We start from the raw sequence: 11,511 nt of genomic DNA, 5'->3' as shown, positions 1-11,511 counted from the left end.
ATCTGCACGCGGGACCTGACGCCGCACGGGAAACGAGGCCCGAGGACGAAGCCCCCGCCCTCAGAAACCCAGCTTGCGGAGCTGCTTGGGGTCCCGCTGCCAGTCCTTGGCCACCTTCACGTGCAGGTCCAGGAAGACCGGGGTACCGAGCAGCGCCTCGATCTGCTTGCGGGACTTGATGCCGACCTCCTTCAGGCGCTTGCCCTTGGGGCCGATGATGATGCCCTTCTGGCTGGGGCGCTCGATGTAGACGTTGGCGTGGATGTCCAGCAGGGGGCGGTCCGCCGGGCGGTCCTCGCGCGGGAGCATCTCCTCGACGACCACCGCGATGGAGTGCGGCAGCTCGTCGCGGACGCCCTCCAGCGCCGCTTCGCGGATGAGTTCCGCGATCATGACCTGCTCGGGCTCGTCCGTGAGGTCGCCCTCGGGGTAGAGCGCCGGGCCCTCGGGGAGGAGCGGGATCAGGAGGTCGGCCAGCAGATCCACCTGCTTGGCCCCCGCCGCCGACACCGGGACGATCTCCGCCCACTCGATGCCCAGTTCCTTGCCCAGCTGGTCGATCGCGATCAGCTGCGCGGCGAGGGCCTTGGAGTCGACCAGGTCGGTCTTGGTGACGATCGCGACCTTCGGGGACTTCTTGATCCCGGCCAGCTCCTTCGCGATGAAGCGGTCACCGGGGCCGATCTTCTCGTTCGCCGGAAGGCAGAAGCCGATCACATCGACCTCGGCCCACGTGGTCCGTACGACGTCGTTGAGCCGCTCGCCGAGCAGCGTGCGCGGCTTGTGGAGCCCGGGGGTGTCCACGAGGATCAGCTGGGCGTCGGGCCGGTGCACGATCCCGCGTACCGTGTGCCGCGTCGTCTGCGGCTGGTTCGCGGTGATGGCCACCTTCTGCCCGACCAGAGCGTTCGTGAGGGTGGACTTGCCCGCGTTGGGGCGGCCCACGAAGCAGGCGAAGCCGGCACGGTGGACGGCCTCGGCCGGCTGCTCGGATGACTGGGTACGCACGCTCATGCCGTTCATTGTCCCTGATCCACAACCCCCGGCCGCACCGTGAGGTTTCGGTAACCCTCAGGCAATGAAACGTCACGGAAACACACTCGTACGCAACCGGAAACGCGCACCGGTGAACCTCTGACGCAGCCCTGACACCGTTGGAGACGCCTGTGACCCTCGCCGCCGCGCCCCCAGTGAACACCGGCGACACCGCCTGGCTGCTCGCCGCGACCGCCCTCGTCCTGCTGATGACGCCGGGCCTGGCCCTGTTCTACGGCGGCATGGTCCGCACGAAGAGCGTCCTCAACATGCTGATGATGAGCTTCGTGTCGATCGCCCTGGTCACGGTGGTCTGGCTGGCGGTGGGCTACTCCCTCGCCTTCGGCGACGACATCGGCGGCGGACTGATCGGCGGCCTCGGTCACGCCGGCATGGCACACATCACGCCGGGCAGCGTCCACGGCACCGTCCCCACGCTCCTCTTCGCCACCTTCCAGCTGACCTTCGCGATCATCACGGCGGCCCTGATCAGCGGTGCGGTGGCGGACCGGACGAAGTTCTCGGCCTGGCTGGTCTTCGTCCCGGTCTGGACCCTGCTCGTATACATCCCCATCACCCACTGGGTCTGGGGCCCCGGCGGCTGGATCGCGGCCGAGCTCGGCGCGCTCGACTTCGCGGGCGGTCTGCCCGTCGAGATCACCTCCGGTGCCTCCGGTCTCGCCCTGTGCCTGGTCCTCGGACCCCGGCTGGGCTTCAAGAAGGACGCCATGCGGCCCCACAACCTGCCCATGGTGATCCTCGGCGCCGGTCTGCTCTGGTTCGGCTGGTTCGGCTTCAACGCGGGCAGCGCGTTCGGCGCGAACGGCCTCGCCGCGGCCGCCTTCCTCAACACCCTGGCCGCCGGCTGCACCGGCCTGCTCGGCTGGCTCTTCGTGGAGCAGAAGCGCGACGGCCACCCGACCACGCTCGGCGCCGCCTCCGGCGCGGTCGCCGGCCTGGTCGCGATCACCCCGTCCTGCGGCACGGTCTCCCTGCTCGGCGCCCTCGTCGTCGGCCTGGCCGCCGGTGTCGTCTGCAGTTACGCGGTGAGCTGGAAGTTCAAGCTGAACTACGACGACTCCCTCGACGTCGTCGGCGTCCACCTGGTCGGCGGCATCATCGGCACCCTGCTGATCGGCCTGTTCGCCGAGAAGGCGATGACCGGCGGCACCGAGGGCCTGTTCTACGGCGGCGGGCTCGCCCCGCTCGGCAAGCAGACGCTGGCCGTGGTGGTCGTGGCGGCGTACGCCTTCGCGGTGACGTACGGCCTCGGCAAGCTGCTGGACACGATGATGGGCTTCCGGGCGAGCGAGGAGCAGGAGCACACCGGCCTGGACCTTACGGTGCACGCGGAGACGGCATACGATCACGGCGTCCTGGGCCATGGCGCCCCGGTCTCCCACTCCGTTCTCACCGGAACCAGCACCCAGAAGGTCAGCACCCAGGCATGAAGCTCATCACCGCCATCGTCAAGCCGTACCGCCTCGACGAGGTCAAGACCGCCCTGCAGGAGCTGGGCGTGCACGGTCTGACCGTGACCGAGGCCAGCGGCTACGGCCGGCAGCGCGGCCACACCGAGGTGTACCGGGGCGCCGAGTACCGCGTCGACCTGGTGCCGAAGGTGCGCATCGAGGTCGTCGTGGAGGACGCGGACGCCGACGCCGTGATCGATGCGGTCGTCAGGGCCGCGCGGACGGGGAAGATCGGGGACGGGAAGGTGTGGTCCGTGCCCGTGGAGACGGTCGTACGGGTGCGGACCGGCGAGCACGGCCCCGACGCGCTCTGACCAGCAGCGCCCCGGTCGTCAGGCCCGCCGCGAACACGAGCCCGGCGAAGAGCCACGGCAGCGCGAGGAACGAGGCGCTCGCCGACTGCCGGGTGCCGGGCGCGCTCGCGGTCAACGTCACGTCCCCCCAGTCGAGTTGGGGCGCCCCGGACCAAGGCTCGGTGAGCCGTACCCGCTGCCCCGGCAGCAGTTCGGAGGGGACCCGGGTGAGGGTGCGGTCGAGCAGCGTACGGCCGAACAGCCCGCGCGCCTTCAGCTCCACCTTCGGGTCGACGGTGACGTTGCCGGTGTTGCGCAGGGTGTAGGAGATGGTTGCCGTACTGGCGCCGAGGCCCGGGATCAGCGGCTGGTGATGGCTGATCCGCACGTGCTCGACCGAGACCGCGGGGAGCGTGGGCCCGCTGACGCGGAGGTAGACGCGGGCGCCGACGGCCCGCTGCACACCGAGGGCGAGTGAGCCGCTGCCGGGGTCGATCCGTTCGTCGAGGGCGACGATGGCGCCGGGGTGGTCGCCGGGTCCGGCGCCGTCGGGCACGTGCAGGGTGAACGGCACGGTGACGGTCGTATGCCCCGGCACGGTGATCCGGGGCTGTGCCGGCCTGGCCCAGGCGCCCACTCCGCCCATCCGCTCCGTCGGCCCGCGTACGGCGAATCCGCCGTCGCGGGCGGTGTTGTAGGCGTCTGCCGCGTAGAGGCGGAAGGTGAGCGGGCCGCCGGTCTTGTTCTGCACGGCGACCTTGTCGGTGAGGGTCTGCCCGGGGTCGGCGGCGAGGTAGAAGTACGGCCGCGCGGCGATCTTCGAGGCGACCGGGTAGACGGACCAGCTGCCGTTGTCGGCGGCGTGCGCGGGGATGGCCTGCCCCGCGAGCAGGAGGCCGAGGAGGCTCAGGACGTATCGGAGGAGGGCGTACGGCTTGCGCATGGGTGCGGACCCCCGGTGGGAGAAGGGGAGACGGGCGGGTGCGGACGCCCGTACGCTCGGGTTCAGGTGAGCGTCAGCGTGAGCACACCGGAGTACGAGCCCGGAGGCGTGAACGCGGGTACGTCCAGGGAGAGTCCGGCGTCGACGGTGAACTCACCGCCGGTGAGCGTGCCGTCGGACGTCGACGCGAGGGTCGCTCCTGAACTGCCCACGGTGCCCGCCGAACCGGCCTTGCAGGTGCTGGGGCTGCCCGCTTTGGTCGCGCAGGCGGGAGTCCAGCTGAGCTTGCCCGCATCGATCTTGGCGCCGGGCCCGGAGAAGTCGGTGACCTTGCCGGTGAGCGACCAGCCGGCCGGCCCGCCACGGAAGTCCTTGACGGTGACGGTCTGGAGCTTGCCGGTGGAGGCTCCGCCCTGGCCGAAGTCGACGGACGACAGCGCGACGGAGTCCCCGGCCTGGGACATGGACAGGGTGCCCGCCTTGACGGTGGTCGTCAGCTTCTGACTGCCGGGCGGGACGGGGGTGGTGTCGTTGACGACGTAGGCCGCGGGCCCGGCCCCCTTGTCCGCGCTCCACGAGCTGCCCTCGTAGGCCACGATCCCGGTGGTCGTCTTGTCGTTGACGACGAGGGAACCGCTGAAGGAGCCCTGTGCGTTGGCGGTGACGGTGGCGGTGTCGGCGGTCTGCTTGTCCCCGGACCGGCCGGCGAGGGTGACGGTCGCGCCCGGAGTGAAGTTGCTGCCGCTGACGGTGACACCGGCGCCCGGGTTGCCGGAGGCCGAACTCAGCGAGATGGCACGGGTGTTGGCGGGAGTGCCGGAGGTCGCCGTGACCGTCCCGGAGACCGGTGCGGGCGGATTCGTGACCGTGCAGGGGGTGTCCAGCTCCAGGATGTAGCTGGTGTGGATGTTGTAGTCGCCGGGCGAGAGGGTGATCTGGCCGGGCTTGGTGACGGTGAACGTGCCGGTCATGGAGAAGGACGGGAAGGCGGCCTTCCCGGGGACCGGCGGATTCTTCTTGGGCCCCGCGACGGTGACGTCCCCGGTCTGGGCCCCACCGAGGGTGACCTTGCCGGTCGGGGTCATGATGTCGGCGGGCAGGGCGAGGTCGGTGGGGTTGCTCGCGGCGGCGGTGACCACGGTGTAGGTCACGGTGACGGTGTCGCCGACCTTCGGGCTCGCGTTGTCCACCGAGACGTTGGCGGTCGTGGTGCCGTCGATCGGCGGGATGCCGGCCACGGCGGGCGGGATGCAGTGCGTGGCGAAGTCCACGTTCGTGCCGGCGGCATCGGCCGGGCAGGCCAGCGCGCCGCCCGCGGTGACCGCGAGCGCGGTCGCCCCGAACAGTGAGATCCAGCGCCACCGTAGGGATCTTCGTGAGCTTGAGGGCGGTGTGGCACCCATGGGCCCCCTCCTGAGGGTCGCGGGCGCAGCGGCTCATCTGCGCCGACAGGGGGCATTGATGTGGAGCGGGGGTGAGAAGTCAATGGAGATGCCGCAGAAATCTGACGGATCATCAGTTTCTGCGGCATCCGGAACAGATCGCTCAGTTCGGTCGGCCGAAGGGATCGACCGAGGGGCTCGGCCGAAAGGCTCAGTCGAAGGGCTCGGTCGAAGGGCTCGGCCGAAGGGCTCAGTCGAAGACGAAGGGGCCGGGCGACTGCGGGCCGCTCGCCGTACAGGTCACGGTGATCCCGAAGATCACCATCTTCAGAGAGCCGCCGTAGGCGTCGAGGCTGTCGCCGGAGGCGACGGTACCGCTGAGCGGGCCGACGCTGACTGCGTCGCCGGTGTTCATGGCGGGGTTCTTGGTCCCGCTGAACACCACTGATCCGCCATCCGACTTGGCCATGGTGAGGGTGGAGGTGATGGAGTCCTGCGCCACCGCGACCGGTGCCGTGATCGCGGAGGAGGTGAGGGAGATGGTGGCCGAGGTGCCGCTCTGGGTGGCGGTGAGCGTGGCCGTACCGCCGCCGAAGATGCCGCAGCTCGCGGTGATGGTCGCCGACTGTGGGGTGACGGCGGCCGCGGAGGGCGCGAAGGCGAGACCGGTGACCGCGAGGGCCCCGGCGGCCAGTGCCGCACCCATTGCCGTGCGCTTGCCTCTCATGGGGATCCGCTTCCCTTCCCTATGGTGGGGAGTGCCATGTGGGGGGCCGACGGACGGAGAGGCCTGCGCAGGCGGGTGCGGTCACACTGCGAGGGCGGTGCGGATCTGACGGTCCGTCGGAAAGTTACGGCTCCATTGATGCGCAAGGGCGAGAACCGAACAAGGTTGAAATCCGGCCGACCTTCCTGGTGCTGTTCACGAGAACGGGTGGCGGTTGTGCCGGGCAGCCAGGTGCCGACCGGATGGGACCGACCGCATGACGGGAAAGGCGATGGCTCATCGCCGGTGCCGGAGGCTACCTTCGGACGATGCGGATCTTGCATCTCTCGGACACCCATCTGGACCGGTCCGGCGGCCCCGACGAGGACGGGGCCGACGGCACCGCGGCGCTCTGCCGCCTGCTGGGCGAACTGAGTCATCTGGACGACCTCGACGCGGTGGTGGTCACCGGCGACGTCGCGGACGACGGCTCTCACGAGGCGTACACGCGGGCACATGAACTCCTGTCCGGCTACGCCGGCCGACGAGGGGCGGACGTCTTCTACACGACGGGCAACCACGACGACCGCACCGCATTCGCGGACGTGCTCGGCACCGGCCACGTGGAGCCCGAGGCGGTGTACGAGGGGGCCGCAGGCGAGCGGGCGGGGGCCACCACCGTCGGCGGATGGCGACTGATCACGCTGGACACGCTCGTTCCGGGCAAGGGCTACGGCCGACTCGACGGCGGCCAACTCGGCTGGCTCCGCGAACTACTTGCCACCCCGGCACCCATGGGCACCGTCCTGGCCTTCCATCACCCGCCGGTTGCCCTGGACGTCGACGTTCAGCGGGCGCTCGGCCTGCAGAACGGCGCAGAGCTGGCCGAAACGATCCGCGGGACCGACGTCCAGCTCATCCTGTGCGGGCACTTCCACCTGCAGATACTGGCCCGCTTGGCACAAGCGACCGTCTGGGTCACGCCCGGCGTCGTCAGCCGCATCGACCTGACCGCCCGCCCCGGCACCGAGCGCGCCGTCCACGGTCCGTCGGCCTCCCTCGTCCACCTGGGAGCACCTCACGGGCCACTCATCCATACGCTCCACGCACGAGACCCTCGCATGGGCGAGACGGTCTACGAGGCCGACGAGGAGGAGATGCGCGAGGTCATCGAAAGGCTCGGCCCCTCTCCTGCGAGCCTGAACTGAGCCTGCGCCGCCGCGGGGTCCAGGGGGCGGAGCCCCCGGTACCTCAGCCGGCGGACACGGTGAGCCGCACAGCTCCGTCGGTCCCGGCCAGCAGCACCGGCGTCTGCGGCCCGCCCAGGTCGGATACGGCGGCGAGATCCTCGGCCGGCACGGACTCCGCCTCGCTCACGACCGCCGCCGCCTCCAGCGACGTAGCTCCCGACGCCACGGCCATCGCGACAGCGGTACGCAGCGCGCTCAGCCGCAGCGAGGCCAGCTCCACCGACCCGGCGGCGTACGTACGCCCGGTCTCGTCCCGTACGGCGGCTCCTTCGGGCACACCATTGCGGGCCCGCACGGAACGGGCCAGCGTGACGATCTTGCGGTCCTCGGGGTCAAGCGCGTTGCTCTCGGTCATGCCCCTAGCTTACGGAGCAGTCACAGGGCAGACCGGCCTGGTCAGGGTCGGGCAGCGGCGCTGACGATCAGCGTGCCGACTGAGCCTCAGGTCACGGACCAGGTCACGGACGGTCGAGCCGCAGCCGCTCCGCACGCGGCAGCCCGGCGACGACCAGGTCGTACGAATCCTCGATCAACTCCCGGACCAGCCGGTCCGGGAGCTCGCCGTCGACCGTCACGGTGTTCCAGTGGCGCTTGTTCATGTGCCAGCCGGGGATGATCAGGCCCTCGTGCTCGCCGCGGAGCCGGACGGCGTCCTCCGGTTCGCACTTCAGGTTGACCGTCAGGGGCCGCGCACCCAGGTTCGTCAGGGCGAACATCTTGCCCAGCACCTTGAAGACCGACGTCTCGGGATTGAAGGGAAAGTCCTCCACGGCCGCGTTGAAGGAGAGGCAGAAGGCGCGCAGTTCCTCGGGGGTCACTCGGGTTTCTCCTCCTCGGGGACCAGCACGGGAACCGGCTCCACCAGGACCGTGACGATCTTGTTCCGGCGGCCGGCGGCGGCCTCCGCGGTGAGCTTCAGGCGGCGTTCGTCGGGCAGTTCGACCTCGGCGGACGCGCCCGCGATGGGCACCCGGCCGAGGGCCTTGGCGAGCAGTCCGCCGACGGTCTCCACGTCCTCGTCGTCGTACTCCTCCAGCCCGTACAGCTCGCCGAGGTCGGTGATGTCCAGGCGGGCCGTCACCCGGAAGCGGTCGTCACCGAGGTCTTCGACCGGCGGCAGCTCGCGGTCGTACTCGTCGGTGATCTCGCCGACGATCTCCTCCAGGATGTCCTCGATGGTGACGATGCCGGCGGTGCCGCCGTACTCGTCGATGACGACGGCGACGTGGTTGCGATCCTTCTGCATCTCGCGCAGCAGGTCACCGGCGTTCTTGGTGTCGGGTACGAAGACGGCGGGCCGCATGCCGGTCGAGACCAGGTCGCTCTCGGCGTCGCGGCTGATGTGCGTCTTGCGGACCAGGTCCTTCAGATACACGATCCCGACGATGTCGTCCTCGCTCTCGCCGGTGACCGGGATCCGGGAGAAGCCCGAACGGAGGGCGAGGGTGAGGGCCTGGCGGATGGTCTTGTAGCGCTCGATCACCACCAGGTCCGTCCGCGGCACCATCACCTCGCGCACCAGGGTGTCGCCGAGTTCGAAGACCGAGTGCACCATGCGGCGCTCCTCGTCCTCGATCAGCGACTCCTTCTCGGCGAGGTCGACCAGCGCGCGCAGCTCCGCCTCGGAGGCGAACGGGCCGCGCCTGAAGCCCTTGCCGGGCGTGAGCGCGTTACCGATGAGGATGAGCAGCGACGGGATCGGGCCCATCACACGGGCGAGCGGCAGCAGGACGTACGCCGCCACGGTCGCCGTGTTGAGGGGGTGCTGGCGGCCGATGGTGCGGGGCGACACGCCGACGGCGACGTACGACACGAGCACCATGACACCGATGGCGACCAGCAGGGCCTGCCAGGTGGCCGTGAACTCCTGGAGGCAGGCGTACGTCACCAGGGCCGCGGCCGCCATCTCGCAGGCGACGCGGACCAGCAGGGCCACGTTGAGATAGCGGGTGGGGTCGGCGGCGATCTGGGCGAGCTTGGCGCTGCCGCGCCGGCCGGACTTGACGGCCTCCTCGGCGCGGAAGCTGGAGACGCGTGCGAGGCCCGCCTCCGCGCAGGCGGCGAGCCAGGCGACGACGACCAGCGCGATCGCGCCGAGGACGATCTGCGGAGACATCCGGGACTCGTCTCGCCTACGAGACCGTCGGCGCCGGGGACGGGCCGGTCAGGCCGTGCTCGCCCCGCCAGCCGTCGACGATGGCGGCCTGGAGCCCGAACATCTCGGCCTTCTCGTCGGGTTCCTCGTGGTCGTACCCGAGCAGGTGCAGCACGCCATGGACGGTGAGCAGCTGGAGCTCCTCGTCCATGGAGTGCTGCGTCGGGGCTTCGGCCCCCTGCTTGGCGGCGACCTCGGGGCAGAGCACGATGTCGCCGAGGAGGCCCTGCGGGGGCTCGTCGTCGTCCTTCGACGGCGGCCGGAGCTCGTCCATCGGGAAGGACATGACATCGGTGGGCCCCGGCAGGTCCATCCACTGGATGTGCAGCTGCTCCATGGCGTCGGCGTCCACGACGATCACCGAGAGCTCGGAGAGCGGGTGGATGCGCATCCGCGCGAGCGCGTAGCGGGCGATGTCGAGGATCGCCTGCTCGTCGACCTCGGTACCGGATTCGTTGTTGACGTCGATCGACATGGTCGTGCTGGTCTACTTCCCCTTGTGCCCGGACTTGCCCCGGCCCTTCTGCATGCCGTTCTGGGTGCCGTGCGAGTCGTCGTACTTCTCGTACGCGTCGACGATACGGCCCACCAGCTTGTGCCGTACGACGTCCTGCGAGGACAGCCGGGAGAAGTGGACGTCCTCGACGCCGTCGAGGATCTCCTGCACCTGCCGCAGACCGGACTTGGTGCCGTTCGGCAGGTCGACCTGGGTCACGTCACCGGTGATGACGATCTTCGAGTCGAAGCCGAGGCGGGTGAGGAACATCTTCATCTGCTCGGGGCTCGTGTTCTGGGCCTCGTCCAGGATGATGAAGGCGTCGTTGAGCGTGCGTCCGCGCATGTACGCGAGCGGCGCGACCTCGATGGTCCCGGCGGCCATGAGCCGTGGGATGGAGTCCGGGTCGAGCATGTCGTGCAGCGCGTCGTAGAGCGGGCGCAGGTAGGGGTCGATCTTCTCGTAGAGCGTGCCGGGCAGGAAGCCGAGCCGCTCGCCGGCCTCGACCGCGGGGCGGGTGAGGATGATCCGGTTGACCTGCTTGGACTGCAGGGCCTGCACGGCCTTGGCCATGGCCAGGTAGGTCTTGCCGGTACCGGCGGGGCCGATGCCGAAGACGATCGTGTGCTTGTCGATCGCGTCGACGTACCGCTTCTGGTTGAGGGTCTTGGGGCGGATGGTCCGGCCCCGCGAGGACAGGATGTTCTGCGTCAGCACCTGGGCCGGGGTCTCCGGGCCGTCGCTCGTCCCGTTCTCGCTCGCCTTGAGCATGGCGATCGACCGTTCCACTGCGTCCTCCGTCATCGGCTGCCCGGTGCGGAGCACCAGCATCATCTCGTCGAACACGCGCGAAATGAGGGCGACGTCGCTGGGGTCGCCGGCCGCGCTGATCTCGTTGCCCCGGACGTGGATGTCGGCCGCCGGGAAGGCCCTCTCGATCACACGCAGAAGGGAGTCGCCGGAACCCAGCACAGTCACCATGGGGTGCTGGGCGGGGACGGTGAGCTGGGCTCTCGCCTGCTCCTGCGAAGGGGTGCGAGCTGTGGATGTCTGTGTCATGGGCCGGCGCTGAAGGCCTGCGCTTCCTCCTCGTCACGGCCGCCTGGCTGAGGGCGGCCTCGCGATTCCAGGGTACGACGGGGGGCTGACAACGCCGTAGGGCTTTTCACGGGCCTCCACGACCGTCGTCGGACCCACCCGTCCCGCACCCCGCGCGCTCACCCCCGGCACTCACCCCGAGCGCCGGAATCCGATGGTCGGCACCGCCCGGCGCAGCGGCCACGGCCGGTCCAGCTCCTCCGGCACCAGCCCCTCCAGGAACGCGTACCGCTCCAGCGCCGCGGGATCCTGCCCGGCAAGGGACTGCACGCGCCGCCACCACGCCCCGATCTCCGACCACCCCGGCGCCGACAGCGACCCCCCGAACTCCTGCACCGACAGCGCCGCCGTGAGCCCGGCGAAGGCCAGCCGGTCGGCCAGCGGCCAACCCGCGAGAGACCCGGTCACGAACCCGGCGACGAAGACGTCCCCCGCCCCCGTCGGATCCAGCGCCTCCACGGCGATCGCGGGCACCTCGGCCGCCTCCCCGGTCCGCCGGTCCACGGCGTACGCCCCCTCCGAACCCAGGGTGACGACAGCCACCGGCACGTACTCGGTCAGGGCGTGCGCGGCGAGCCGCGGACAGTCGGTCCCGGTGTACCGCTTCGCCTCCTCCGCGTTCGGCAGGAACGCCTCGCAGTGCTCCAGGTCGGCCAGGCCCGACAGATCCCACGCCCCGGT

13 protein-coding genes are annotated in these 11,511 nt (G+C 70.3%); 3 read left to right on the top strand and 10 right to left on the bottom strand.

The window, feature by feature from the left end; all coding sequences use genetic code 11:
• Window positions 1-60: 60 nt before the first annotated feature.
• Window positions 61-1,014 (bottom strand): GTPase Era, encoded by a 954-nt coding sequence (era, locus tag LE548_RS34565; protein ID WP_225100971.1) that lies wholly within the window; start codon window positions 1,012-1,014, stop codon window positions 61-63.
• A 152-nt stretch (window positions 1,015-1,166) separates the two neighbouring features.
• On the opposite strand from era, the gene LE548_RS34560 reads away from it, so the two are divergent.
• Window positions 1,167-2,486, top strand: a complete 1,320-nt coding sequence (locus tag LE548_RS34560; protein ID WP_225100970.1) for an ammonium transporter — start codon at window positions 1,167-1,169, stop codon at window positions 2,484-2,486.
• Window positions 2,483-2,821, top strand: coding sequence for a P-II family nitrogen regulator (locus LE548_RS34555; protein ID WP_225100969.1), 339 nt, complete (start codon window positions 2,483-2,485; stop codon window positions 2,819-2,821). Before LE548_RS34560 ends, LE548_RS34555 begins: the two co-directional genes overlap by 4 nt.
• On the opposite strand, the gene LE548_RS34550 is transcribed toward LE548_RS34555, so the two are convergent.
• From LE548_RS34550 to LE548_RS34540, 3 genes are all read right to left on the bottom strand, one after another.
• Complete coding sequence (locus LE548_RS34550; protein ID WP_225100968.1) at window positions 2,715-3,743, bottom strand: DUF916 domain-containing protein; 1,029 nt, start codon at window positions 3,741-3,743, stop codon at window positions 2,715-2,717. The genes LE548_RS34555 and LE548_RS34550 overlap by 107 nt on opposite strands.
• Window positions 3,744-3,805: 62 nt before the next feature.
• Entirely contained in the window at window positions 3,806-5,146 is a 1,341-nt protein-coding gene (locus LE548_RS34545) for a beta-xylosidase (RefSeq protein ID WP_225100967.1), read from the bottom strand.
• A 229-nt stretch (window positions 5,147-5,375) separates the two neighbouring features.
• Complete coding sequence (locus LE548_RS34540; RefSeq protein ID WP_225100966.1) at window positions 5,376-5,852, bottom strand: hypothetical protein; 477 nt, start codon at window positions 5,850-5,852, stop codon at window positions 5,376-5,378.
• Window positions 5,853-6,160: 308 nt separating this feature from the next.
• Between LE548_RS34540 and LE548_RS34535 the strand changes: the two genes are divergently transcribed.
• Window positions 6,161-7,039: a metallophosphoesterase gene (locus LE548_RS34535; protein WP_225100965.1), complete on the top strand. Its 879-nt coding sequence runs from the start codon at window positions 6,161-6,163 to the stop codon at window positions 7,037-7,039.
• A gap of 43 nt (window positions 7,040-7,082) precedes the next feature.
• On the opposite strand, the gene LE548_RS34530 is transcribed toward LE548_RS34535, so the two are convergent.
• From LE548_RS34530 to LE548_RS34505, 6 genes are all read right to left on the bottom strand, one after another.
• The gene (locus tag LE548_RS34530) at window positions 7,083-7,436 is read right to left on the bottom strand and encodes a cytidine deaminase (protein ID WP_225100964.1); all 354 of its coding nucleotides are present in this window, start codon (window positions 7,434-7,436) and stop codon (window positions 7,083-7,085) included.
• A 103-nt stretch (window positions 7,437-7,539) separates the two neighbouring features.
• Window positions 7,540-7,899, bottom strand: coding sequence for an MmcQ/YjbR family DNA-binding protein (locus LE548_RS34525; protein ID WP_225100963.1), 360 nt, complete (start codon window positions 7,897-7,899; stop codon window positions 7,540-7,542).
• Window positions 7,896-9,197, bottom strand: a complete 1,302-nt coding sequence (locus tag LE548_RS34520; RefSeq protein ID WP_225100962.1) for a hemolysin family protein — start codon at window positions 9,195-9,197, stop codon at window positions 7,896-7,898. The genes LE548_RS34525 and LE548_RS34520 overlap by 4 nt, the downstream gene beginning before the upstream one ends.
• A gap of 16 nt (window positions 9,198-9,213) precedes the next feature.
• Window positions 9,214-9,711, bottom strand: coding sequence for an rRNA maturation RNase YbeY (gene ybeY / locus LE548_RS34515; RefSeq protein ID WP_225100961.1), 498 nt, complete (start codon window positions 9,709-9,711; stop codon window positions 9,214-9,216).
• A gap of 12 nt (window positions 9,712-9,723) precedes the next feature.
• Window positions 9,724-10,791: a PhoH family protein gene (locus LE548_RS34510; RefSeq protein WP_225100960.1), complete on the bottom strand. Its 1,068-nt coding sequence runs from the start codon at window positions 10,789-10,791 to the stop codon at window positions 9,724-9,726.
• Window positions 10,792-10,962: 171 nt separating this feature from the next.
• Window positions 10,963-11,511 (bottom strand): carbohydrate kinase family protein (locus LE548_RS34505; RefSeq protein WP_225100959.1); only part of this gene is annotated, 549 nt, incomplete at its 5' end.

The sequence above is a fragment of the Streptomyces sp. CoH27 genome, assembly GCF_020181035.1.
Taxonomy (GTDB): Bacteria; Actinomycetota; Actinomycetes; order Streptomycetales; family Streptomycetaceae; genus Streptomyces; species Streptomyces camelliae.
This window is presented reverse-complemented; position numbering and strand designations above follow the sequence as displayed.